At 59.2% G+C, this 24,916-nt stretch carries 24 protein-coding genes; 13 read left to right on the top strand and 11 right to left on the bottom strand.

Features of this window, described 5'->3' with window-relative positions; genetic code table 11:
• Positions 1-32: 32 nt before the first annotated feature.
• Positions 33-608: a GDP-mannose pyrophosphatase NudK gene (gene nudK / locus J0X03_RS06005; RefSeq protein ID WP_160204478.1), complete on the bottom strand. Its 576-nt coding sequence runs from the start codon at positions 606-608 to the stop codon at positions 33-35.
• 387 nt (positions 609-995) lie between these two features.
• On the opposite strand from nudK, the gene narQ reads away from it, so the two are divergent.
• Both narQ and J0X03_RS05995 read left to right on the top strand, forming a co-directional pair.
• Positions 996-2,672 (top strand): nitrate/nitrite two-component system sensor histidine kinase NarQ, encoded by a 1,677-nt coding sequence (narQ, locus tag J0X03_RS06000; RefSeq protein ID WP_046687603.1) that lies wholly within the window; start codon positions 996-998, stop codon positions 2,670-2,672.
• 161 nt (positions 2,673-2,833) lie between these two features.
• Entirely contained in the window at positions 2,834-3,466 is a 633-nt protein-coding gene (locus J0X03_RS05995; protein ID WP_033643992.1) for a response regulator, read from the top strand.
• A gap of 31 nt (positions 3,467-3,497) precedes the next feature.
• On the opposite strand, the gene J0X03_RS05990 is transcribed toward J0X03_RS05995, so the two are convergent.
• Positions 3,498-3,776 (bottom strand): winged helix-turn-helix domain-containing protein, encoded by a 279-nt coding sequence (locus J0X03_RS05990; protein ID WP_004941750.1) that lies wholly within the window; start codon positions 3,774-3,776, stop codon positions 3,498-3,500.
• Positions 3,777-4,068: 292 nt separating this feature from the next.
• Between J0X03_RS05990 and acrD the strand changes: the two genes are divergently transcribed.
• Complete coding sequence (acrD, locus tag J0X03_RS05985) at positions 4,069-7,203, top strand: multidrug efflux RND transporter permease AcrD (protein ID WP_033643993.1); 3,135 nt, start codon at positions 4,069-4,071, stop codon at positions 7,201-7,203.
• Between the two features lie 124 nt (positions 7,204-7,327).
• On the opposite strand, the gene ypfM is transcribed toward acrD, so the two are convergent.
• Positions 7,328-7,387, bottom strand: a complete 60-nt coding sequence (gene ypfM / locus J0X03_RS05980) for a protein YpfM (RefSeq protein ID WP_100396732.1) — start codon at positions 7,385-7,387, stop codon at positions 7,328-7,330.
• 216 nt (positions 7,388-7,603) lie between these two features.
• On the opposite strand from ypfM, the gene J0X03_RS05975 reads away from it, so the two are divergent.
• From J0X03_RS05975 to J0X03_RS05945, 7 genes are all read left to right on the top strand, one after another.
• Positions 7,604-8,083, top strand: a complete 480-nt coding sequence (locus J0X03_RS05975) for a tetratricopeptide repeat protein (RefSeq protein WP_033643994.1) — start codon at positions 7,604-7,606, stop codon at positions 8,081-8,083.
• A gap of 9 nt (positions 8,084-8,092) precedes the next feature.
• Complete coding sequence (locus J0X03_RS05970) at positions 8,093-8,524, top strand: GNAT family N-acetyltransferase (protein ID WP_042785169.1); 432 nt, start codon at positions 8,093-8,095, stop codon at positions 8,522-8,524.
• A 729-nt stretch (positions 8,525-9,253) separates the two neighbouring features.
• The gene (locus tag J0X03_RS05965; protein WP_033643996.1) at positions 9,254-9,805 is read left to right on the top strand and encodes a LuxR C-terminal-related transcriptional regulator; all 552 of its coding nucleotides are present in this window, start codon (positions 9,254-9,256) and stop codon (positions 9,803-9,805) included.
• 256 nt (positions 9,806-10,061) lie between these two features.
• On the top strand, positions 10,062-10,448 hold the full coding sequence (locus J0X03_RS05960) for an ArsC family reductase (RefSeq protein ID WP_160204479.1): 387 nt from the start codon (positions 10,062-10,064) through the stop codon (positions 10,446-10,448).
• The gene (gene dapE, locus J0X03_RS05955; RefSeq protein WP_033643998.1) at positions 10,445-11,572 is read left to right on the top strand and encodes a succinyl-diaminopimelate desuccinylase; all 1,128 of its coding nucleotides are present in this window, start codon (positions 10,445-10,447) and stop codon (positions 11,570-11,572) included. Before J0X03_RS05960 ends, dapE begins: the two co-directional genes overlap by 4 nt.
• Positions 11,569-12,243, top strand: a complete 675-nt coding sequence (locus J0X03_RS05950; protein ID WP_033643999.1) for a M15 family metallopeptidase — start codon at positions 11,569-11,571, stop codon at positions 12,241-12,243. The genes dapE and J0X03_RS05950 overlap by 4 nt, the downstream gene beginning before the upstream one ends.
• Before the next feature lie 2 nt (positions 12,244-12,245).
• On the top strand, positions 12,246-12,431 hold the full coding sequence (locus J0X03_RS05945; protein WP_101453256.1) for a YpfN family protein: 186 nt from the start codon (positions 12,246-12,248) through the stop codon (positions 12,429-12,431).
• A 30-nt stretch (positions 12,432-12,461) separates the two neighbouring features.
• On the opposite strand, the gene ypfH is transcribed toward J0X03_RS05945, so the two are convergent.
• The 6 genes from ypfH to dapA all read right to left on the bottom strand — a co-directional run bounded on the left by ypfH (position 12,462) and on the right by dapA (position 19,270).
• Positions 12,462-13,151, bottom strand: coding sequence for an esterase (gene ypfH / locus J0X03_RS05940; RefSeq protein ID WP_042785172.1), 690 nt, complete (start codon positions 13,149-13,151; stop codon positions 12,462-12,464).
• 136 nt (positions 13,152-13,287) lie between these two features.
• Complete coding sequence (locus J0X03_RS05935) at positions 13,288-15,300, bottom strand: tRNA(Met) cytidine acetyltransferase TmcA (protein ID WP_160204480.1); 2,013 nt, start codon at positions 15,298-15,300, stop codon at positions 13,288-13,290.
• Positions 15,301-15,356: 56 nt separating this feature from the next.
• Positions 15,357-16,226, bottom strand: coding sequence for a KPN_02809 family neutral zinc metallopeptidase (gene ypfJ, locus J0X03_RS05930; RefSeq protein WP_033644002.1), 870 nt, complete (start codon positions 16,224-16,226; stop codon positions 15,357-15,359).
• A gap of 209 nt (positions 16,227-16,435) precedes the next feature.
• Positions 16,436-17,149, bottom strand: coding sequence for a phosphoribosylaminoimidazolesuccinocarboxamide synthase (gene purC / locus J0X03_RS05925; RefSeq protein ID WP_033644003.1), 714 nt, complete (start codon positions 17,147-17,149; stop codon positions 16,436-16,438).
• Positions 17,150-17,319: 170 nt separating this feature from the next.
• Positions 17,320-18,372 (bottom strand): outer membrane protein assembly factor BamC, encoded by a 1,053-nt coding sequence (gene bamC / locus J0X03_RS05920; RefSeq protein WP_033644004.1) that lies wholly within the window; start codon positions 18,370-18,372, stop codon positions 17,320-17,322.
• Positions 18,373-18,388: 16 nt separating this feature from the next.
• The gene (gene dapA, locus J0X03_RS05915) at positions 18,389-19,270 is read right to left on the bottom strand and encodes a 4-hydroxy-tetrahydrodipicolinate synthase (RefSeq protein WP_033644005.1); all 882 of its coding nucleotides are present in this window, start codon (positions 19,268-19,270) and stop codon (positions 18,389-18,391) included.
• Between the two features lie 110 nt (positions 19,271-19,380).
• Between dapA and J0X03_RS05910 the strand changes: the two genes are divergently transcribed.
• Both J0X03_RS05910 and bcp read left to right on the top strand, forming a co-directional pair.
• The gene (locus J0X03_RS05910; RefSeq protein ID WP_369795937.1) at positions 19,381-19,986 is read left to right on the top strand and encodes a glycine cleavage system transcriptional repressor; all 606 of its coding nucleotides are present in this window, start codon (positions 19,381-19,383) and stop codon (positions 19,984-19,986) included.
• Between the two features lie 2 nt (positions 19,987-19,988).
• Positions 19,989-20,453, top strand: coding sequence for a thioredoxin-dependent thiol peroxidase (bcp, locus tag J0X03_RS05905; RefSeq protein ID WP_033635500.1), 465 nt, complete (start codon positions 19,989-19,991; stop codon positions 20,451-20,453).
• Between the two features lie 43 nt (positions 20,454-20,496).
• On the opposite strand, the gene J0X03_RS05900 is transcribed toward bcp, so the two are convergent.
• Positions 20,497-21,573, bottom strand: a complete 1,077-nt coding sequence (locus J0X03_RS05900; RefSeq protein ID WP_033644006.1) for an AI-2E family transporter — start codon at positions 21,571-21,573, stop codon at positions 20,497-20,499.
• An 860-nt stretch (positions 21,574-22,433) separates the two neighbouring features.
• Here J0X03_RS05900 and J0X03_RS05895 point away from each other — a divergent pair.
• A complete protein-coding gene (locus tag J0X03_RS05895) occupies positions 22,434-22,649 on the top strand; it encodes a hypothetical protein (protein ID WP_160204481.1) in 216 nt (71 codons plus the stop codon).
• A 69-nt stretch (positions 22,650-22,718) separates the two neighbouring features.
• Here the strand turns inward: J0X03_RS05895 and J0X03_RS05890 are convergent, their stop codons facing one another.
• Positions 22,719-24,914 carry a TonB-dependent receptor gene (locus J0X03_RS05890; protein WP_069100430.1) on the bottom strand — a complete coding sequence of 732 codons (2,196 nt, stop codon included), beginning with the start codon at positions 24,912-24,914 and terminating at the stop codon, positions 22,719-22,721.
• Positions 24,915-24,916: the final 2 nt, after the last annotated feature.

The raw sequence follows: 24,916 nt of genomic DNA, 5'->3' as shown, positions 1-24,916 counted from the left end.
ATAAAAAAGCCGGTCATCATGACCGGCTTTTTTTATTCCATCACCCGATGAATCTGCAAATACTGCAGTAGCATGATGGTTTTGCCGTCTTTAATCCGGCCATCGGCGATCATCGCCACCGCGTCGCGAAACGGCAGTTCGATCACCTCAATATCTTCATCTTCAATGCCGCCGCCGGCCGCGCGCCGCTCATCGTCATGGTATTCGGCGATAAAGAAGTGCACGATCTCGGTCACGCCGCCCGGCGACATGTAGGCTTCGAAGATTTTCTTCACCTCGCTGACCTGAAAACCGGTCTCCTCCACCGCTTCGCGGCGCGCGCACTGCTCCGGAGAGTCGGAGTCCAGCAAGCCGGCGCAGGCCTCGAGCAGCATGCCGCTCTCGTTGCCGTTGACGTAGGTCGGCATGCGGAACTGGTTGGTCAGCACCACCGTGCCCTTGGCGCGGTTATACAGCAAAATGGTGGCGCCGTTGCCGCGATCGTAGACCTCGCGCACCTGTTGCACCGAACCGCCGTTTTTGCGTTTCAGATCGAACGTGTACTTGTGCAGCACATACCAGTTGTCCGACAGCAGCTCTTTCTTCACATTCTCAATTTTCGACGACATAACCCTTTTCCCTTGCGTGACAACGTGAAGATCATACCGCGATTAGGCCGCGCCGCGGCAGACGATTTGCAACAAAAATCACACCGCGCCCCGCCGGACAAGCCGGGACTTAACATTGCTTAAAATAATGAAAAATAAGTCGCGCTCAGGCGCATGAGATTGCATAAAACCCAGTGCGATTCGCCCCCCAAAGACAAATCGTCAGAGGAAACCGGCCCGCCGCTGAAAATCGACGGGCGTTTCGCTATTCATTTGATTACACAACCACAATTGTTCCCGTTTTGTTGACAACTTGATACAAATCGCGGTGCATTTTAGTTGCAAAAGTTATAGTTTTGCTTTCGAATGAAACTGGCGACGCGCCCTACCTGAGAGAAGGATCCTTGATTGCTTGTTAAACGTTCCGTGACCGGCAGCCTGGCCAAAGCGCTGTTCGGCATCGTGATACTGTCGGTGCTCGCCACCGGGTTGGCGTTGACCACCGTCGCCGGCAGCCAGAGCGATGCCGAAGCGATCAATATCGCCGGTTCGCTGCGCATGCAAAGCTACCGGTTGGCCTTCGATCTCGACCAACAGAGCCCAGAACTGGAGCTGCACCTGCAGCAATACCGGCAGTCATTGCAGGCGCCGGCGCTGCAAAAACTGGCGCGCTTCTACGTACCGGCCGAGGTGCGCAACCATTACCTGGCGCTGCAACAGGCGTGGCAAACGATGGAGCGGCAGATCCGCAACGGGCAGGCGATCGCCTATCGGGCGGAGGTCGCCGGCCATGTCAATCGCGTTGACCATTTCGTGTCCGCCCTGCAGCGCTATTCCGAACTGAAACTGACCCTGGTGGCCGCCGTCAGCGTGCTGGGTTACGCCGCCATCATCGGTCTGGTGCTGTTTTGCATTCGTTTTATGCGCCGCCAGGTGGTCACCCCGCTGCAACATCTGGTCGACGCCAGCCAGCGCGTGCAACAAGGGGATTTTCACCACCCACAGTTGGACGTGACGTTGCCGAACGAGCTCGGCGTGCTGTCGCAAACCTTCAGCGCCATGTCGGACGAACTGGCCCGGCTCTATCAGTCGCTGGAGCTGAAGGTACAGGAAAAAACCCAACGTCTGCAGCAGGCCAATGAAACGCTTGAGGTGCTGTATCGCTGCTCGCAGGCGCTGAGCGTGCGCCAGCTCGATCAGCAGGCGTTCGAAAATGTGCTGCGCATCGTGCGCCAAAGCGAACGGCTGCGCTGCATCCAGCTGAACGTAGCGGACGGCCAGGGCCAGTGGCGGCTGAGCGAAGGGGAAGCGGCGCCGACGCAGGCCTGGAACGCGCTGCCGATCACCCAGGGCGACAAGCCGCTGGGCGAGTTGCGCTGGCAGCCCGAGGCACACCCGCCGCATCCTCACCTGATGCAGAGCCTGGCCAATATGTTGGGCCGCGGCGTTTACTTCAACCGGGCACAAAAGCAGCACCAATATCTGCTGTTGATGGAAGAGCGTGCGACCATCGCCCGCGAGCTGCACGATTCGCTGGCGCAGACGCTGTCGTTCCTGCGCATCCAGCTGACGCTGCTGCGGCGCAGCGCCGCCGATCCGGCGGCGCAGACCATTATCGACGATTTCGATCGCACGCTGGCCGATGCCTATCGCCAACTGAGAGAGCTGCTGGCCACCTTCCGCCTCAACATTCAGGAGGCGGATCTGAACGCCGCGCTGGAGCAGCTGTTGCAGCCATTAAAAGCGCTAACCCCCGCGCGGATTCAGTTACACTGTCGGCTGTCTTCGCAGGCGCTCAACGCCCAGCAGCAGGTGCACGCGCTGCAGATCGTGCGCGAGGCGGTGCTCAATGCCGTCAAGCACGCCGGGGCGAACGAGATTACGGTGTGTTGCGAGGTCAACGCCGCAGGCGACAACGTTTTCAGCATTACCGACGACGGTTGCGGCATCGCCAGTCTGGAGGAACCGGAAGGGCATTATGGTTTGACCATCATGAGCGAACGCGCGGCGCGATTGGGAGGAACGCTGCACATTCAGCGCAGAAGCGGCGGCGGCACGGCGGTTTGCCTGACATTCTCGCCCTGACCTTGCGGCTGTTCATTCTGCGTTACGGTTGCCGCCGGGCGGAAGGCCGTCCGGGGAGGTTTACGGCGCTGATTGCCGCTATTTTTGAAGAGACAGTCCCACTGTGAAGCACGCCGCAGGGCGCGTTTGAGTGGCTTTACTTGCTACAGGGAGCATATTTCATGGTGATGAAGCAATACCGAGTCATGATCGTTGACGATCATCCGTTGATGCGGCGCGGCATCAAACAACTGCTGGGACTGGATGCGCGATTTAGCGTGGTGGCGGAGGCCGGCAACGGCAGCGAGGCGGTTGCGCTGGCGCTGCAGCACGCCCCGGACGTGATCTTGTTGGATCTGAACATGAAGGGCATGTCCGGGCTGGACACGCTGCGGGCCCTGCGCGACGAAGGCGTGGACGCGCGCATCATCGTGCTGACGGTCTCCGACGCGCGCAGCGATCTGTATGCGCTGATCGACGCCGGCGCCGACGGCTACCTGCTGAAAGACAGCGAGCCGGAACTGCTGCTGGAGCACATCGGCGCCGCCGCCGAGGGGCAGAACGTGATCAGCGACGCCATGGCCGACTATTTGCTGGCGCGCAGTGAGCAGCGCGATCCCTTTGCCGCCTTGACCGAACGTGAGCTGGATGTCTTGCAAGAGGTGGCGCGCGGCCTGTCCAACAAACAGGTAGCGGCGCAGCTGCATATCTCTGAAGAAACCGTGAAGGTGCACATCCGCAACATACTGCGCAAATTGGACGTGCGTTCTCGCGTGGCGGCGACGGTGATGTACCTGGAGCATAAAAGCCAATGAACGTCAGCCCCGGCAACTGCGCCGGGGCAGCTTACTCGATGGCGCTGAGCAGCGCCTGATGGTGCTGGTGCACCCAGCTCTTGTTGAACGGCCCCCAGCTTTCCAGCTGATAGAAACCGTCGTTGTTGCGCACGCCCTGCTGCACGAACTGCAGCTCGACGCCCATGCCGGGCAGCGCCTTCAGCACATCCTGCAACGTGCGGCGCGGCCAACCGGTCAACGCCATCAACCGCGGCACATTGGGCCGCTCACTGTGACTGATCAGCCAGCACAAATAAAGCCGACGGGCAAATACCGGGTTAATTCCCATGCCAAGCTCCTGCTGTAAGGTGAGTCCTGTTTATTTCCGGTTCCCTGCGCGCGAAAAAGGCACGCAAGGCCTTCGACAGTCATAAAAATGTCTTAATCGCGTCTCGTTGTCGGCAAACAAGCGCCAACGCCGTTTTACGCTACCGTTATTTACACTATCTCCTTTTTTTCTCCACGCTTTCCTCGGCTTTCCCGAGTACAGTGCAATAGCGCCGGGATCCCTCCCTGCCGCTGAAATGCATAATTCTGATGCGTTTTAAAGATAGAACAAGTCATAACGAGGTTCGCGCTGCATGGCCAATTTTTTTATTGATCGCCCGATTTTCGCCTGGGTGCTGGCAATAATTCTTTGCCTGACCGGAGCGTTGGCGATTTTTTCTTTACCGGTAGAACAATACCCGAATTTGGCGCCGCCGAACGTGCGCATCAGCGCAACTTATCCAGGCGCTTCGGCGCAAACGCTGGAAAACACCGTCACGCAGATCATTGAACAGAATATGACCGGCCTCGACAACATGATGTATATGTCGTCGCAGAGCACCAATACCGGCCAGGCGACCGTCACGCTGACGTTCGAAGCCGGCACCGACCCCAACGAAGCGATGCAGCAGGTGCAAAACCAGCTGCAGGCGGCGATCAAACGTCTGCCGCAGGCGGTGCAGAATCAGGGGGTCACGGTCTCGAAATCCGGCGATACCACGCTGATGATGGTGGCGTTCGTCTCCACCGACAACAGCATGGACAAGCAGGACATCGCCGATTACATCGTCTCCAACCTGCAGGATCCGCTCAGCCGCATCAACGGCGTCGGCAGCATGGACGTCTACGGCTCGCAGTACGCCATGCGCATCTGGCTCGATCCCAACAAGCTCAACAGCTATCAGCTCACGACCCAGGACGTGGTCAAAGCCATTCAGTCGCAGAACGCCCAGGTGGCGGTCGGCCAGTTGGGCGGCACGCCGTCGGTCGATAAACAGGCGCTGAACGCCACCATCAACGCCCAGTCGCAGCTCCAGACGCCGGAGCAGTTCCGCCAGATCACCCTGCGGGTCAATCAGGACGGTTCGCTGGTGACGCTGGGCAACGTCGCCACCGTTGAGTTGGGCGGCGAGAACTACAACTACCTCAGCCGCTACAACGGCATGCAGGCCGCCGGCATGAACATCAAGCTGGCTTCCGGCGCCAACGAACTGCAGACCGACCAGTTGGTGAAGGACAAAATCGCCGAGCTGTCGCAATACTTCCCGCACGGACTGGAAGCCAAAGTGGCCTATGAAACCACCCCGTTCGTCAAAGCCTCGATCAAGGACGTGGTGAAAACGCTGCTGGAGGCCATCCTGCTGGTGTTCCTGGTCATGTACCTGTTCCTGCAGAACTTCCGCGCTACCCTGATCCCCACCATCGCCGTGCCGGTGGTGCTGATGGGCACTTTCGCCATCCTCTCCGCCTGCGGCTTCAGCATCAACACCCTCACCATGTTCGCCATGGTGCTGGCGATCGGCCTGCTGGTGGACGACGCTATCGTGGTAGTGGAGAACGTCGAGCGCGTGATGAGCGAGGAAGGCTTGCCGCCGCGAGAGGCCACGCGCAAATCCATGGGGCAGATCCAGAGCGCGCTGGTCGGCATCGCTCTTGTGCTGTCGGCGGTGTTCGTGCCGATGGCGTTCTTCGGCGGCACCACCGGCGCCATCTATCGCCAGTTCTCCATCACCATCGTCTCCGCCATGGTGCTGTCGGTGCTGGTGGCGATGATCCTGACTCCGGCCCTGTGCGCGACGCTGCTTAAACCGATCGCCAAGGGGCATCATCACGGCAAGCGCGGCTTCTTCGGCTGGTTCAACCGCATGTTCAACCGCAATGCCGATCGCTATGAGCGCGGCGTGGGGCGCATCCTGCACGCCAGCGGCCGCTATATGGTGATTTATCTGCTGCTGCTCGGCGGCATGGCGCTGCTGTTCATCAAGCTGCCGACCTCGTTCCTGCCGCAGGAAGACCGCGGCATCTTCACCGTACAGGTGCAGCTGCCGGCGGGATCGACCCTGCAGCAAACGTCCAAAGTGGTGGAGAAGGTCGAGCAGTACTTCCTCACCGAAGAGAAACAGGACGTGTTGTCGGTGTTCGCCATCATCGGCTCCGGGCCGGGGGGCAACGGCCAAAACGTGGCGCGCCTGTTTGTCCGGCTGAAAGACTGGGACCTGCGCGCCTCGGGCGCCAACAGCTCATTCGACATCATCGATCGCGCGACTCAGGCATTCAGCAAGATTAACGAAGCCCGGGTGATCGCCAGCAGTCCGCCGGCGATCACCGGCCTCGGCAACTCCTCCGGCTTCGATATGGAGTTGGAAGACCACGCTGGCCTCGGCCACGCCAAGCTGATGGCGGCGCGCGATCAATTGCTGCAGCTCGCCGGGCAAAATCCGCTGCTGTCGCGCGTGCGCCACAACGGCCTGGACGACAGCCCGCAGTTGCAAATCGATATCGATCAACGCAAGGCTCAGGCGCTGGGCGTGTCGATCGACGACATCAACAGCACGCTCTCTACCGCCTGGGGCTCGACCTACGTCAATGACTTCGTCGATCGCGGCCGGGTGAAAAAAGTCTACGTTCAGGCTGCGGCGCCGTTCCGCATGCTGCCGGATGACATCAACAAATGGTATGTGCGCAACAGCACGGGCGGCATGGTGCCGTTCTCGGCCTTCGCCAGCTCGCACTGGGAGTATGGTTCGCCACGGCTGGAACGCTATAACGGCAGCTCGGCGCTGGAGATCGTCGGCGAAGCGGCCAACGGCGTCAGCACCGGCACCGCCATGGCGGAAATGGAGAAACTGGTCAGCCAGCTGCCGACCGGCTTCGGTCTGGAATGGACGGCGATGTCCTATCAGGAACGGCTGTCCGGCTCGCAGGCGCCAGCGCTGTACGCCATCTCGCTGCTGGTGGTGTTCCTGTGTCTGGCGGCGTTGTACGAGAGCTGGTCAATTCCGTTCTCGGTGATGCTGGTGGTGCCGCTGGGGGTGATCGGCGCGGTCGCCGCCACCTGGCTGCGCGGCCTGGAGAACGACGTTTATTTCCAGGTCGGCCTGCTGACCATCATTGGGCTGTCGGCGAAAAACGCCATTCTGATCGTCGAGTTCGCCAATGAGCTGAACCAGAAGGGGCAGGATCTGATGTCGGCGACGCTCGACGCGTCGCGCATGCGCCTGCGGCCGATCCTGATGACCTCGCTGGCGTTCATCTTCGGCGTACTGCCGATGGCCACCAGCAGCGGCGCCGGTTCCGGCAGCCAGCATGCGGTTGGCACCGGGGTGATGGGCGGCATGATCTCCGCCACCCTGCTGGCGATCTTCTTCGTGCCGCTGTTCTTCGTGCTGGTTCGCCGCCGCTTCCCCGGTAAAGCGCATCCTGCCGCCACACCGCCCGCCGAAGAGTGATCGGCGACGCATAAAAAAAGCAGCGTCGGATGACCGATGCTGCTTTTTCGAACGAATATTTCGTTCCCACGGTGTTTCAGTAATTTTCCAATGACTCAACCTTGCCATCGGCTTCATCGCTGTGTCAGTTGCCCAACATCTCATCAATGAAGTCTTTCCAGTTTCCTAATTCACGATCAACCATAATACTTTACAACCTCAATTATTTGACGAAGCGGATTCTACGCCTGTTTTTTGACCATGTGAAGGGAAACGGGAACGATGCCGGGCCCGGAAACCGGGGTTAGCGCACATTTTCGTATTTATCTGATCAATGTTCAGTGCGGCTATTCCCTTGTGATATCAATTTCTCCACGATAGCGTGTAAAAGGTATAACAATACGCCAATGGAGCGCCGATCATGTCCACCTCTTTGTCTGTCTCACAGTTGAAAGCGCAAGGTCATTATCAGGAAGCCACTGCGCTGGCGTTGCGGCAACTGGCGGCAGAGCCGGAAGCGGCGATGCTGCATTTTCAGCTGGCCTGCCTGTACGACGTTCAGGGTTTGGAGCGACAGGCGATTCCCTGCTACCTCGCGGCGTTGGATCGCGATTTGCCGCCCGCCCAGCGCCGTGAAGCCTGGCTGGGCCTCGGCAGCACTTACCGCGCCCTCGGGAAATACCCGGCTTCGCTGCGCGCTTTCGACGATGGCCTGGCTGAGTTCCCGCAGGCCAACGAGCTGATGCTGTTTCGCGCCATGACGCTGTACAACCTGGGTGAAGGTAAACGGGCCGTGGCCGATCTGTTGTTGTTGCTGGCGGAAACCTCGTCAGACCCCGACATCCGCGGCTATCAGCGCGCCATTCGGCACTATGCCGCCGATCTCAATCATATTGATTAGAGGAAAACGATGGAAATCATCACCGATATGAACCGCCGCGCCATCGACTGGCGGCGGCTGTGTGAATTGCTGCAGGCCGCCGGGCTGGGCGAACGCGATCCGCATACGCTGCAACGCGTTTATCAACACAGCCAGTTTTGCTATTGGGGGTTTATCGGCGATGAGCTGATCGCCACCGCGCATGCCATCAGCGATTTGACTTCGGTCGCTTACCTGGCCGACGTGGCGATCGATCCGCGCTTTCAGGGGCAGGGATTGGGGCGCCGGTTGATGGACCGGGTAATGCAAGATCTGGCGCCGCTCGGCAAGGTTTTCATCTATTCGGTGCCGGAAAAACTGGCTTTCTATGAAAAGTACGGTTTTCACGATTTGACCACCGGCATGGTGTTCGCAGAGGGGGATGCTCTGCGGCGTTTGCAACTGGGGGGCTACGTGCGTTAATCGCGCATTACAACGTTCGGCTGATAAAAATAGGGCGGCAGATGCCCCGCAGAATTGCTGCCGCTATCAGGATCTTTCACCACGGCCGACGATTGTCGTAGCCGATATATTCATCGTTAACGCGATCCAATCCGTCCACAAGACAAGACGCTATTTCCGACGTGATCTTATCGGAAATTTCGATCCGGCATTCTTTCATGCCGTTCCCCCGTATAAATCCTCCCCACTTGCACAACGCACGCAGCTTAAAACATCGCATTTTTTTGATTAAGATTTATCTTTGCCATTAATTTGGCGCGCGCCATGAGATTGTCCCAGCACACTCTTTGAACTGCGCTAAAAATAAGCAACACCCCTCGCTAAAAAGCAAGAAATATCTTAATTATTAATTCATTAACATTCCCTCCCTCACAAAAACGATCGATATTAACGATCGAATATTTTATTTTGATAGCCATTTTCTATGTTAATTCCTTTTAATAACCGGAGTATTAATAGAGGATTTCTATTCTATTCCTCTTTCTTCACTGGGCAGCTCGATTAAAAACCAAATTTACTCTTTATAAATCATGCTAGTATATGGGGCTTTCCTGATTGTCCACCGCAGGATAGCGTTCTTTCCCTGAGGCGCCCAATAAGTTCAATGTGAAATTATTTAGATTGTTTCTTTTTTTATGTTTTAAGATATCAATCCTCACCGGGAAATAGAAATTAAGGGATTATAATAAAATGAAAATTGATATTTTCAGCGAGTGTGCCTATACCGCTATCGGCATCCGGCAGCTCATCAATCAAACCTGGGCGGAGAAACGCGCGCCGGCCGGTTTTAGCCGCAAAAGAGTCTGCTTTATCGATGTCACCATCGCCAATTTTGAAGCGCGCTACCGCGATGAATATGCCAACCCCAATACCTACAAAATAGTCATTATCACCGACTGCCTGCATGACATGGTGATTGTCGACAGCAAGACCATTATATTATCAAACCTTATATCATTGAGCCGCTTCAGCCACCTGATCGGCGACTTATATAAGCGCTACAGCCACTATACCGAGCCGCCGCAACTCTCTCAGCGCGAATCGCATTTTCTCTCGGAATGGTCGACGGGAAAATCGCTGGCCGACATCAGCAATGCCATGAATATCAGAAATAAAACCGCCAATCATTACAAGTCGCGAATAATGAAAAAACTCGGCGCCAGCCGGATAAAACCGCTCTTGCATATTACCCGCGTACGGTGTTTGACCGATCGTTTAAACATAAGGATCAATAAAGAGTAGCTCTCTCTCCGCCAGCTCTGCATTGGCGGCAGAACGCGTTCGCCGGCGCCTTTTCACCAACACGGTCGGCGAAGGCAGCCGTTCAACCACGTTGCCGACCTCTTATCCCTGGCGCGCAATCGCACCTCGCACGCATCGTTGTCTGGATCTCGCCGCCGCTTTACTGGCATTATCTCTGCTATCGCCGGGCGGCTAGCGGGCCAAAGATCGCCCACGCCGCTCAGTATCGACTCGACGAGACAGGTAGCTTTACGCCATGGCAAACAAACCGCAACAGACAACGCTGACGATGTACGGCATCAAAAACTGCGACACCATCAAAAAAGCCCGCCGCTGGCTGGAAGATCAGGGCGTGGCCTATCATTTTCACGACTATCGCGCCGACGGCCTGGACGAACAACGGCTGCGCGGTTTCCTCGCGCAACTGGGGTGGGAGCCGCTGCTCAATACCCGCGGCACCACCTGGCGCAAGCTGGATGAAGCGCAGCGCAACGCCTGCGATAACGCCGACGCCGCCATCGCGCTGATGCTGGCGCAGCCGGCGATCATCAAACGCCCGTTGCTGGACGCCGGCAACGGGCGCACCCTGCTCGGTTTCAACGCCGACGCTTACCAGCAATTTATCGCCGAGGTCGCCGTATGACTTGCCCGGTTATCGAACTGGCTCAGCAACTGATCAAACGCCCTTCCCTCAGCCCAAATGATGAAGGCTGCCAGCAGCTGATGATCGATCGCCTGCAGGCGATCGGTTTCACCGTCGAAGCAATGGACTTCGAAGATACCCAAAACTTCTGGGCCTGGCGCGGCGAAGGGCAAACCCTGGCGTTTGCCGGGCACACCGACGTAGTGCCGACCGGCGATGAAAAGCGCTGGGACAACCCGCCGTTTGAACCGGCGATCCGCGACGGCATGCTGTACGGCCGCGGCGCGGCGGATATGAAAGGGTCATTGGCCGCGATGGTGGTGGCCGCGGAACGCTTTGTCGCCGCCAACCCGAATCACCGGGGCCGCCTTGCTTTTCTGATCACTTCGGATGAAGAAGCCAGCGCCACTCACGGCACGGTTAAAGTGGTCGAAGCGCTGATGGCGCGCAACGAGCGGCTGGATTACTGCCTGGTCGGCGAGCCGTCCAGCACCGAGCGCGTCGGCGACGTGGTGAAAAACGGCCGTCGCGGCTCCATCACCGCCAACCTGCATATCCACGGCGTACAGGGGCACGTCGCCTATCCGCATTTGGCGGACAACCCGGTGCACCGCGCCATGCCGGCGCTGAATGAACTGGTGGCGATCGAATGGGATCGCGGCAACGAGTTCTTCCCGCCGACCAGCATGCAGATCGCCAACGTGCAGGCCGGCACCGGCAGCAACAACGTGATCCCAGGCGATTTCTACGTGCAGTTCAACTTCCGTTTCAGCACCGAACTGACCGACGCGATGATCAAGCAGCGCGTGGAAGAGCTGCTGGAACGCCATCATCTGAATTACAGCATCGAGTGGCGTCTGTCCGGCCAGCCGTTCCTCACCTCGCGTGGCGCGCTGGTGGATGCGGTGGTCAACGCCGTCGAGCACTATTCTGAATTGACGCCGCAGCTGTTGACCACCGGCGGCACCTCCGACGGCCGCTTCATCGCGCAGATGGGTGCACAGGTGGTGGAGCTGGGGCCGGTCAACGCCACCATCCACAAGGTCAACGAATGCGTCAACGCCGCGGATCTGCAGCTGCTGAGCCGCATGTATCAACGCATCATGGAGCAATTGATCGCATGATCAACGCAGAAATGCTCACCGGCCGCTCGACCGAGCACCTGGCGCCGCTGAGCGGCAACCATCGGCTGCAGCCGGAAGCCGTCAACGCGTTTCTGGCGATGCAGCAGGCGGCGCGTGCGGCAGGATTCGATCTCCAGCCCGCCAGCACCTTCCGCGATTTTGACCGGCAGTTGGCCATCTGGAATGGCAAATTCTGCGGCCAGCGGCCAGTATTAGATAAGGACAGTCAACCGATCGACGTCGCGCCGCTGTCCGCCGCCGAGCGCTGTGAGGCGATCCTGCGCTGGTCGGCTCTGCCGGGCGCCAGCCGCCACCACTGGGGCAGCGATCTGGACGTGTACGATCCGTCGCTGTTGCCGGAAGGGCAAAAGCTGCAGCTGGAACCGTGGGAATATGAGGAAGGCGGCTACTTTGCTCCCCTTAACCAGTGGCTGACGGCGCATATGGCCGAATTCGGTTTCTACCGCCCCTTCACCGAAGACTGCGGCGGCGTGGCGGTGGAGCCGTGGCATCTGAGCTACCGGCCGCTGGCGCAAGAGGCCGAACACTTGCTGACGCCGGCGCTGTTGCTGGCGGCCTGGCAAGACAAGGAGGTCGCCGGTGCCGAATGGCTCGAACGCCATCTGCCATCGATTTTTTCGCGTTTTATACGCAGTAAAGGAAAGGAGTAGCTATGCAATGGTTAGCTGATTACTGGTGGATTATCCTGCTGGTTCTGGTGGGGATGGTCGTCAGCGGCATCAAGGAACTGCGCCGCGTTGACGTCAAAAGCTATCTGGCCAACAAGCCGGAGATACCGCCGCACCACGACAACAACGCCCAGTGGGATGACGAAGACGACTGGCCGAAGAAGAAGTGATATCAGGGCGCTCATCGGCGCCCTGAATTTTTAGCGGAAGGCGATCAGCTCGCCGCGCTTGCCGGACAAGGCTTCGTCCCAGTAGCGCTGCGGCACATAGTAATGCAACCTTTCCAGCGCGGCGTTCATCATGCCCTGGTTGATCGCATGCCCAACGTCCTGTTCCACGTCCAGCGTGAAATCGGCGCCGTTGGTCCGCAACGCCTCCGCCGCCGCGTGAGCGTGCTGCACCGCGATCACCGCGTCCTCTTCGCCGTGGATCAAATGTACCACGCTGTCGCCGAACGCCTGCTCAGGCAACTGGGCGAAACGCCCGCTGAACGCGACCACTCGCCCGGCGAGGCGGGTTTCCGCCTTCAACGCCTCCAGCGCCATGATCGCTCCCTGCGAGAACCCCACCAGGGCAGTGCCGGCATAGCCAACGCCGCTCAGCTGCTGCCAATGGCGCACCACGGCCACAAACTGCGGCATTACGTCTGCGATGCGGGCCACGCGGTTCTCTTCGGTCACGTCCTGCACCGAAAACCACTGGCGGCCGGCGCCGTTGCCAAACGCTGCGGGGCCACCGATGCTTACCACCTGCGCCTGGGGAAACTCTTTGGCGAAGTAACTGCCGATCTCCCCCATCGCCACCGGGTTGTCGCCGACACCGTGAAACAGCAAGATCAGCTGCGCCGCCGGGGTCGCCGGGCTTTGGACAACGAAATGCTCATGTTTCATCGATGACTCCTTAATAGTAACCAAACCTGACGCAGCGACTGTCGTCGCCGCACCGCTGACAGCCACTATACGCCGCTGAGAAATCGGGAAAATCGGGTTTTATTGAGCAAGTTCTTCAATTTATTGCAATGACTGCTTATTGCAATGACTGCGCCCAGTCGCGCCAGTAGCGGCAGTGCTGCGCATTCAGCTGTTCCAGCGCCTGCGCCGTTTCGTGCCGCCAGTGGCGCAGCAAGGCTTTCTGGCCGCTGACGCCCGCCCGCTCTGCGCACTCCGCGGGAGAGTGCCGCCGCTGCAGATGGCCGCGCAGTGCGGGCAGCGGCAGACTGCTGGCCAACAGTAACCGCTGCAACGCCCCCAGGCTGGCCTCCAGCGGCCGATGGGCAAAAGCGAACCCGGCCAGCTCGCGCCAGTCCTCTTCGCCGAGCGACGTATCGCCATCGTCGCCCGGGATCGCCAGCGTTAGCTCGATACGCTGCCGCAGCCAGGGCCAGTCGCGCGCCAGATGCTTGTGCGCCGCGTGCCGCAGCGCCTCTCCTTGCTCGCTCAGGGGCAAGATCGCCATCGCGGTATAGCAGCCGCTGCTGGCCTCCGGCTTGCTGCCAATGCGCACCAGCTCAAAACCGCAGGATTGCCAAAAGCGCCACAGCGGCTCGGTATAGCCGAAGCTGACCGACAGGAAGTCCAGCCCCTGCGCCTGGCGGCGTTGCCGCTCGATCAATTGGCGCGCGATACCCCGCCGCCGCAATGCCGGCAGCGTCGCAATGCGGGTAATGCGCCGTGAACGCAGCGTCGGCGCCCACCATTGGCCGCCATGCGCCGCCAACGACTGCGCCACCAGATTGCCGCGCGGCCGACGGCGGCCGGCCCACACGTCGTGCGCCAACTCGGCGCTCAATCCGCCCTCTTCCACCAGCCACACGGCGCCGACCACCTCCAAACCGGCCTGCGCCAGCCCAAAATGCATGCCGGGCGCATCCATCAACCTGCGCAAATCCAGCGGTGAGGTGCGGTAATGCGCGCTGCTCAGCAGGGCGTAGAAACGCGCCAGCCGCTGCGGATCGGCGCACAGCTCGCCTTGTTCCGCCTGGCTGTAATCGATCGCCTGGCCATCCGCCGGCCAGGCGGGCAGCTCGTTGAACAACAGCGCATTGTCCGTTATCCGTTCCAGCGCATCCCCCTGCGCCCAGCGCATCGGCTGCTGCAGGCTCAGCGCCTGATAGGCCGGCAGCCCGGCGCAAAACTTCAGCAGAAAACCGCGGCCAGTGCCTTCATAGCCCTGCACCGTGGTGGTCAGCAACACGCGCGGGAAATAGCCGATCAACTGCTGCAACAGCGGCGCGGGGATCGCCGCCGCCTCATCCACCAGCAGCCACCCCACGGCGCTGACGTCGCCTTCCCGGCACTGCGCCAACAAGGCATCGGGCGCCCAAAACTGCGCGCGCCCCTGCGCCCATTCTCCGGCCACCGCCGTGGCGGCGCGGCTCGGCCCGGTGATCCAGCAGATCAGCGGCGACTGCGCCACCAGCATGCCCGCCAGCGTCGATTTGCCGCGGCCGCGGGCGGCGGTCAGCACCCACACGCCGGACTCGGCCTGCAGCAGCGCCGTCAAGATCGCCTGTTGTTCCTCGGTCGGCCGGCCATCCGGCGGCTGCCACCCTTCACGCACCGGCAGCGCGGCCAGCGTCAGGGGCTCATCCTGCCGCCAGATCGTCACTTCGCTGTCGTCGGTCAGATGCTGCTGCAGATGGCGGATGAAATGCGAGGTGGTGATCGGCTGCGGGCAATCGCTCCAGCGCAGGCTGTCGCCGTCCGGCAGCTGAGCCCATTGCCGCCAGGGCGGCGTCAACAACAGCAGCCAGCTGCCGGCGCGCAGGGCGCCGCTCAGCGCCGCCAACGCCTCTACGTCCAGCGAATGACCGGCATCGAACACTGCATGCAGCCGCTCCTGCCCCAGCAATTGACGCACCGCGCCGCTCGCCAACGCCGCCTGACCGGGCGGCGGATTCTCCCCGACCCAAGGCCAGTCGCCGGGCAACGTCGCCGCCAGCCGCTGCGCCTGTTCGCGGCACCACTCGGGTTCGCCGCTGAGCACCAGCAGGCGCCGGATGCCCTGCCGCCGCATGAGTTGTTGCGCTGCCTGTAGCATAAGGCTGTATCTCAATTCGAAAAAAATGCCGGAGTCAGGCTCCGGCACTTGAGGTGTTAACGGGATGCGAAGGTGTTGCAGGTATTGGGATCGCCGCTGTCGAAGCCCTGTTTAAACCAGGTGTAGCGCTGCTGCGAAGTGCCGTGGGTAAAGCTGTCCGGCACGACGCGGCCCTGGCTCTGTTGCTGCAACCGATCGTCGCCAATCGCCTGTGCGGCATTCAGCGCCGCCTGCAGGTCGCCCTCTTCCAGCATCTGCTGCTTCTCGGCGTATTTGCCCCATACGCCGGCAAAGCAGTCCGCCTGCAGCTCCATTTTCACCGACAGGCGGTTCACTTCCGCCTGGCTGGCGCCCTGCTGCATCTGGCGTACCTTCGGCTCGATGCCCAGCAGGTTCTGCACATGGTGGCCGACTTCATGCGCCACCACATAGGCCTGAGCGAAATCACCGCCGGCGCCCAGCTTGGTCTTCATGTCCTGATAGAAAGACAGATCGATATACACCGTTCTGTCGCCCGGGCAGTAGAACGGCCCCATCGCCGCCTGACCGGTGCCGCAGCTGGTGCGCGTCACGCCGCGATACATCACCAGCTTCGGCGGTTGGTAGGTTTTGCCCATGCGCTGGAAAATCTCTTTCCAGTTATCTTCGGTCGAGGCCAGCACCACCGAAGTGAATTTGGCCAGCTCATCGTCTTTCGGACTGATGCTGGCGCTCTGTTGTTGACCCTGAGGAGCGACATTACCGCCGTTCAACAGCGGCGACAGATCGATGCCGTAATAGCCGGCCACCAGCACCACCACCAGAATGACGATGCCACCCTTGCCGCGCACCGGCACGCGGAAACCGCCGCCACCGCCGCCCAAACCTGAAGACTGCCCGCGACGATCCTCAACATTGTCACTTTCCCGACGCCCTTGCCAACGCATAAATACACTCCAGATATTTCCCCTGCTCGTTGAAGATGCCGCGCGTTGGTAAGCGCAAAGGCAGCTTCAAGCCTGAGTGGGATAGGTTTTAGTCATCTCGCATCCATCATTATAAATGGTCTGCCGCGGAGGAAATGTAGAAATTTTCTGGAAAAATGCAGAACAGCGGGACGATCCGGCCGGATCGCCCCGAATGGCGGTGCCAACGCTTAGTCGAGCTTCACGCCGATGCGGCGCGCCACTTCTTCGTAGGCTTCGATCAGCCCGCCCAGGCTTTGACGGAAGCGGTCTTTGTCCATCTTGTCCAGGGTGTTTTTGTCCCACAGACGGCTGCCGTCCGGCGAGAATTCATCGCCCAGCACCACTTCGCCGTTGAACAGGCCGAATTCCAGCTTGAAATCGACCAGGATCAGGCCGGCGTCGTCAAACAGCTTGGTCAATACTTCGTTGGCGCGATAGCTCAGCTCACGCATGCGCGCCAGATGCTCTTTGCTCACCCAGCCGAAGGTTTCGCAGTAGGATTCGTTGACCATCGGATCGTGCATGGCGTCGTTTTTCAGGAACAGATCGAACAGCGGCGGGTTCAGCACCAGACCTTCTTCGATGCCCAGACGCTTCACCAACGAACCGGCGGCGCGGTTGCGGATCACGCATTCCACCGGCACCATGTCCAGCTTCTTCACCAGCACTTCGTTGTCGGACAGCAGACGCTCCATCTGGGTCGGGATGCCGGCTTCTTCCAGTTTGCTCATGATGAAATGGTTGAACTTGTTGTTCACCATGCCTTTGCGATCGAACTGCTCAATGCGCTGACCATCCAGTGCTGACGTATCGTTGCGGAACTCCAACACCAACAGATCGGGATTCTCGGTGGTGTAAACGGTTTTTGCCTTTCCGCGATACAGCTCAGCTAGCTTTTGCATCTTACTTACTCCAGTGATGTATCCCCGTTGTCTCCCGAGCGCGGCCCGAAATTAGGGGGTATAGAATTGACCTAATGAATTCTTTGGCGTGCCGGGCACTATTGTGCCAAACCTGCGACGCAAACGATACCGTATAGACAAAACAAAAAGGGGCCGAAGCCCCTTTTTGGTTATTTAACGCTGGTTTTACTGAAGGCAGACTGGAATGCCGCCACCAGTGCGTCGTTTTTCGACTGGGTGAGCGGTTTGCCTTTCGGATCGATAAATTGCAGGCTGGTGCGGTTGTTGAGATCGCCGACCTGCAGCTTGTAATCCCCTTCCGCCAGCTCAGGATCCTTGACGCCCAACGCATCCCAATCGCTGCTGCTCAGGGACTTGTAGGTCACGGCGACGGTGCCCTGCGGACGGCTGCGGTCACCCACTTTCATCCCCAGTTTTTCGAGCGCCGGCGGCAGGCGATCCCACACCACGGTGTACGGGCCGCGCACGACCAACATCGGCAGGCCGGTATCATCGGCGCCGCTCTGCACGTCCAGCGCGCCGAAGCGGCTGGCGGTCTGGCTGCTCGCCAGGTTGTCCTGCTTGTCCAGACCTTCGATCAGGGTGTTGATCATCATGCCGTTGTAACGCTGGATCTCAGATTGATCGGTGACCTGTTCGGTCTTGCCCTGCTGCTGCAGGCCAACGCTTTTCACCACCAGCGCCTGCTGGTAGCCTTGTTGCTGCACGCTGATCTGATAACGGCCTTCGTACTGGTTGTCTTCGTCCAGACGGTTCCACTTCACCCAGTCGGTGGTCAGGGTCTGACCGGCGTCCTGGCGGGAAGCGATCGCGATGTTCTTCGCCTGCAGCAGGCTGACTACGCGCGACCACAGGTTTTGGTTCTGCGGGCTGTTTTCCAGCAGCAGCGTGCCGCTGTCGCCGGCGTATTGCGCGCGAGAACCGCTCAGCAGCGCCAACGGCTGCACCGGCGGACGAATGTCCAGTTGCTTGCCGACGTTGCCTTGCAGCGTCGTGGCGGGCACGTCATAGTTGCCGCTCTGCACCGGCAGGATCATGCCGGACGGCGCGTTCAGCGCCTTGAGCGGAGCCGCGTCGAGGTAAGCCTCGTCGCCGCTGACCTGGCGCTTGTAGCGCTGATCGCTGCTGCAGGCCGCCAGCATCATCACCAAAGAGATGCCCACTACTTTTGCTACCGTCGACTTTTGCAATGAATAAGCCATCAAATTTCCCTTAGAGTTACAGCAAACCGACGCTTTTCAGCGCGCGCTCCACCACCGGGCGGGCGGTTTCGCTCAACGGCGTCATCGGCAGACGCAGCGTATCGGTTGCCATCAATCCCAACGCCTTACAGGCCCACTTCACCGGAATTGGGTTTGCTTCTACAAATAGATCCTGATGCAACGGCATCAAGCGCTGATTTAAGCGGCGCGCTTCGGCGAATTTGCCCTGCGCCGCCAGCGCACAAAGTTCCGCCATCTCGCGTGCAGCCACGTTGGCCGTCACGGAAATCACCCCTTTGCCGCCCAGTTGCATGAAGTCCAGCCCGCTGGCGTCGTCGCCGCTCAGCAAAATGAAGTCTTCATCGTCAACCAGCACTTGGATCTGACTAACGCGACTTAAGTTCCCCGTCGCTTCTTTTACAGCAACAATATTCTTGATTTTCGCCAGCCGAGCGATGGTCGGCGGCAGCATGTCGCAGCCGGTGCGCGAAGGCACGTTATACAGGATCTGCGGCAGCTCGGTGCTCTCGGCGATCGCCTTGAAGTGCTGATACAGCCCTTCCTGCGTCGGCTTATTGTAGTACGGCGTCACCGTCAAACAACCTACCACGCCAGTGTTGGCGAAGCGGGTGGTGAGCGCGATGGCTTCGGCGGTAGCGTTGGCGCCGGTGCCGGCGATCACCGGAATGCGGCCGTCGGCCAGCTCCAGCGTCTGCAGCACCACGTCAACGTGCTCGTCATGGGCAAGCGTTGCGGACTCGCCGGTGGTCCCTACGGAAACGATCGCCGCGGTGCCACTGGCTACATGATAATCGATCAATTTTTTCAGGCTCGCGCGATCGACAGCACCTTTGTCGTCCATCGGCGTAACCAGTGCAACAATACTTCCCGTAAACATTGGCCGTCCCCTCCACAAACAAGTCACTCATGGTACTTTTGCTGCCTATCCAAAAGCAAGCGCACAACCGCGTTGTAAGCGCTTGGCAGGCGGTTTTTTTTATGTTTACCATGGTAACCCCATTAAGCACGACAGGAAGCGCCATTTTGCCTCAGTCAGACGAACACTATCTCGTGATTACCGCGCTCGGCGCCGACCGCCCCGGAATCGTCAATACCATCACCCGCCACGTCAGCAGTTGCGGATGCAATATCGAAGATAGCCGTCTGGCCATGCTGGGAGAGGAGTTCACGTTCATCATGCTGCTGTCCGGCAGCTGGAACGCCATCACCCTGATCGAATCCACCCTGCCGCAAAAAGGCGCGGAGCTGGAGCTGCTGATCGTGATGAAGCGCACAAACTCGCATGAAAGGCCGCCGATGCCGGCCACCGTGTGGGTTCAGGTCGAGGTGAAGGACTCGCCGCACATCATCGAACGTTTTACCGATCTGTTCGACTCCAGCCAGATGAATATCGCCGAGCTGGTCTCACGCACGCAGCCAGCGGACGGCGACCTGCCGCCGCAGCTGTATATTCAAATCACCGCCCACAGTTCCGGCGATCGGGACGCCTCAAATATTGAGCAAGCCTTCCATCGCCTATGTACAGAATTGAACGCGCAAGGCAGTATTAGCGTGGTGAACTATCCACAGCATGATGAGAAAGATGGAGAGTAGTGATGAGCCCATTGAAAGCCGGTGACACAGCGCCGAAATTTAGTTTGCCTGACCAGGACGGTGAGGAAATTAATTTGGCCGACTTCCAGGGACAGCGAGTATTGGTTTATTTCTATCCGAAGGCGATGACGCCGGGCTGCACCGTGCAAGCCTGCGGCCTGCGGGACAACATGGACGAATTGAAAAAGGCCGGCGTCGAAGTGCTGGGCATCAGCACCGACAAACCGGAAAAACTGTCGCGCTTCGCCGAAAAGGAGCTGCTCAACTTCACGCTGTTGTCTGATGAAGACCATCAGGTATCGCAACAGTTTGGCGTGTGGGGCGAGAAAACCTTCATGGGCAAGACCTATGACGGCATTCATCGCATCAGCTTCCTGATCGACGCCAAAGGCAAGATTGAAAAAGTGTTTGATGATTTCAAAACCACCAATCACCACGACATCGTTCTGAACTACCTGCAGCAGTAATTCTCACGAAGCGCAGCGGCCAGCTGCGCTTCGTCTCCCTCCGTCAGCCGGCCTTGTCTTCCACCTCGACCCGCAGTTCATCCGGCCAGGCGTGAATCACCGCCTTCACCAGCGTCGCCAGCGGTATGGCGAAAAACACGCCCCAGAAGCCCCACATTCCGCCGAACACGATCACCGACAGGATAATCACCAGCGGATGCAGGTTGACCGCCTCGGAGAACAGGATCGGCACCAGCAGGTTGCCGTCCAGCCCCTGCACCACCAGATAGGCGACGATCAGCGTCCAGAAATCGGCGCCGACGCCCCACTGGAACAGCGCTACCACCACCACCGGTATGGTGACCAGCACCGCGCCGATATAGGGGATCAGCACCGAAAAACCCACCAGCACCGCCAGCAGCAGCGAGTAGCGCATGTCCAGCACGGCGAACACCAGGTAGGTCGCCACGCCGACAATCACCATCTCCAGCACCTTGCCGCGAATATAGTTGGTGATCTGCTGATTCATCTCGTTCCAGACCTGCCCCGCCAGACCGCGATTGCGCGGCAACACGCGGCGCACCGCGTTCAGCAGCTGCTCTTTGTCTTTCAACAGGAAGAACATCATCATCGGCACCAGGATCAGGTAGATAGCCAGCGTCAACAGGCCGACCAGCGACGCCAGCGAGAATTTCACCACCGACTCGCCCATGCCGGACAGCCGGCTGCGCAGATTTTCCGCCATCATGTCGATGATGCCGGCATCCACCAGCGCCGGATAACGCTTCGGCAGCGTCGCGGCAAAGTTATAGAACTGGTTGAGCATGCCCGGCAGATCGCTCATCAGATTGATGCCCTGCTGCCAGGCGGTCGGCGCGACGACGAACACCAGCAGCATGGCGACGCCCGCGAACACCAGCAGCATGATGCTCGCCGCCCAGGTGCGCGAACAGCCGATGCGCTGCAGGCGCGCGGTCGGCCACTCCAGCAGATACGCCAGCACGATGGCGACCAGCAACGGGGTCAGAATGCCGTGCAGAAAATAGAGAATGAGGAAGCCGGCGACCAGGATCACCAGCAACGCGATAGCCTGTGGATCGGTGAAACGGCGGCGGTACCACTGTAATAGCATCTCCAGCATCAGAGCGGGCTCCTCGAGATTTGACGGGCGGGCATGGCGATTCCTGTGATGGGCCTGATTAAAGCATAGATAGAACGGCGCACGTGGGGGTGTGCAAAGCACTCAGAGTACTCAAAGTTCGCCATACATCAACAGCGATTTGGCTGAATTTATCGCGCCGGTGGGCGATCGGCGCAAAAATCCGCAGACGCCGCGTCAGAGTCGGTGAACGGCCCCGGGCGGGGCCGCAGAAGATTACAGCGAGGCACTGATGGAGAGCGGCGAACCGACCGCCAATGCGAACAACAACACACAGCCGATGGCGATCGCCGCCGCCAGATCATTTTTCATTGTCCTGTCCCTTGATGATGCGTAAACCGATTATCGCCACGAACTCTGTCGGTTCTTTACGTTGAAGGCCTCTGCCGATGCACACCATTAAAAACCCCCGCCTAAGCGGGGGGAGAAAACGTTCTGGTGCATCAAGTATTACAAGGAGGTCATGAGGGATTGCTAACCCTAAATGACTATTTCAAGCTAGGATTATTCCCAGAGCATGGCAAGCGATCGCGTCGAGGTTCTCCGCACTTTGAGAAAAACCTCATAAAAAAATCCCGCACGGCAGCGGGATGAAGGGATGATAACGTCATAAATTTTTTATGCGGACAATGAGGCGGCATTGTCGTCATTTGGCGACAATACCGCGCCGCTCAGGCGGTCTCAAGGGAAATCTGACCGCCGTAAGGAAATCAGAATTTCGCCAACGCACGCGATCGTGAGCCATTCTGCAGCAACGAAAAGAAATGGGATTTTCGTCAGACCGCCGCCGTGTAAAAACCGGTAACATGGTCGTCATAATCCCAAATGCCGTCGGGGGAGAGATGAACAACAAGCCATTTGAATTTGATGAGGCAATCTGCCAGGCAATTGGGCGCGGCGTGTGCGAAGTCGTGAAAATAGGGGATGAAATCAGCGTCTTCTCTCTGCTGGAAGCTATCGAGAGCTTCATCGAGCGGCAGGCGCTCAGCGAAAGTGAAGTCGCGGCGGCGGACGACGCGCTGGATTTGATCAGCGTACTCACCCATCGGTCATGCTGAAAAACGCCCCCCCGGTGGAGAAGGAACCGGCGACCCATCGCATGTGGGCCGCCGTCGTTTCTGTATCGATTAGAAGTCGTAAGTTACCGACGCTTTCAGCGTTCTCGCCTGTCCCTGGAAGACGTAAGTGCCATTGCTTTCTACACCGGACCAATACTTCTCATTCGTGACGTTGTCCAACCCCACACGCCATACCAGCGTATTTTGATCCTCATTCAAACGCATGCGATAGCGAAGGCCGAGATCCAGGGTCGTGAAACTATCGAGCTTTTTGGTATTGGCGGAGTCGGCATATTGCGAACCGGTATGCCGTACTTTCGCCGTTGCCGTCAGGCCATCGACCGGCTTGATATCGTACTCCGCTCCCAGCACCGCGTAGAAGTGCGCTACGCCGATCGCGTCTTTGCCATCGTTACGACCACCCTGGGTTTTGGTCAACTCGGGCGAAAGCCAGGTAGCGCTGCCGTTGAGGCGCAGGCCGAATGCCGGTTCGCCGAACACATTCAACTCCACGCCGCGGTTGCGTTGTTCGCCGTTCAACGTGTAGTAGTTGTTGCTGTCGATCATGGTGGCCGGCTTTTTGATTTCAAACAGCGCCAACGAGCCACCCACGCGTTCGAAATCAACTTTCACGCCCACTTCATTTTGCTTGGAACGGGCGATACCGGTACTCTGCCCGAAGTTAGCAGCCTCTTTCGGCGCAATGCCGCCAGGCTGCAACGCCTCGGTATGGTTGGCATAAAGCGACACCGTTTCCCACGGCTTGTAGACCAGCCCGAACGTCGGCATCCAACGGCTTTGCGTATAACGGGAGGCGGTATCCTCCAGGCCGGTGGCGTTGCTGTAATTACGCACCACCACTTTCTGATGGCGCGCGGCCGCCGTTAGCAACACCCGATCGCCGAAAAAGCCCAAGGTATCGCTGAACAACCAGCCCTGCGTCCGGTTGCGCGCCGTGGTCAGCGGATCGCTGTAGTTGCCGCCGAAATAGGCGTTGTCCGGTATTGCGACATCATGGTTATCGTAGATATTGGTCGTCGGATTGTTGGCGGACATGCGCCACGCGGTTTTGTCGCGTTTAATCTGCGCGGAATAGCCGACGTTGACCCGATGCGAAACCGCCCAGGTCGTGAACTTGCCCTCAAGCCCCGCCATGCCGCTGAAAGCGTCGATGATGCGATTGGTGTCCAGGCGCCCAACCGTGGCATCGCCGTTGGCGTTGATGAGCTTCGGTGCGCTGTAAACCCCGGTTTCATGGCCGTGCTGCGCGCCCAACCCGGCATAGGCCTTCCAGTCGCGGGTTAAATCATATTCCGCTTTCGCCATGCCGAATTCGTTCTCGATATCGCTGTAGCCCCACTGCTGACTGTAATTTTTACGGGTGTCAGGCACCGCGGGTACCACATCGATGCCGCTGATGTTGACCCCCATCGTTCCGCCATGGAAGGTCTTTTTCTGATAACCGAAGTCCAACGATGAACGGAAACGATCGCCGCGATAGTCCAGCCCGACCGATGCCAGCGTGGTGCGCCGCTTATCATCCTCAACCGCCGTTTCCCCCTCTCGGTGCACCAGGTTGACGCGAGCGCCAAACTGGTTGTCGTCACCAAAACGGCGGCCCAGATCCAGCTTGCCGCCCACCTGAGAGTCGGAGGTGTAGTCGATACCGATCTGAGTGGTCGGCGTTTCTTCCGCCCGTTTCGGTTCAAGATTGATCATGCCGCCAACGCCGCTGGAAGCCAGGCCATTCAGCAAGGCGTTCGCCCCTTTGAAGATCTCAACCCGCTCCAGCATCTGGGTATCCACCACCTGACGCGGCACCACGCCCGGCAGCCCGCCCATCGTCATGTCGTCGCCGTCCAGTTGGAAACCGCGGATGCGATAGGTTTCGGCGAAGTTACCGTATCCCTGCACCGCCTGCACACCCGCGTCGTTGCTGACCACGTCGGCGATGGTCTTCGCCTGCTGATCCTGTACCAGCTTCGCGGTATAGCCTATGACGTTGAACGGAACGTCCATCGCTTTCTGTTCGCCCAACATTCCCAGGCGGCCGCCGTGGGCAACCTGTCCATCCAGGTAGGCGGGAACCAAATCATTGCCGCCGGAGTTGAAATCGGCGTGTTTTTCGGCCCGGACGACCAAGGTGTCCTCCCGGTTTTTCTTGGCGTCGCCGTCTGCGGCCAGCGCGCTCTGGCTCAGCGCGCCGATAGCCAGCGCCAACAGCGTTTTACGTAAAGGGAAATTCGTTGTACTGGTGTTGTGCATAA

The sequence above is a fragment of the Serratia ureilytica genome (assembly GCF_017309605.1).
In the GTDB taxonomy this organism is placed as follows: Bacteria; Pseudomonadota; Gammaproteobacteria; order Enterobacterales; family Enterobacteriaceae; genus Serratia; species Serratia ureilytica.
The sequence above is the reverse complement of the archived record's forward strand: the minus strand, read 5'-3'. Positions and strand labels throughout refer to the sequence as shown.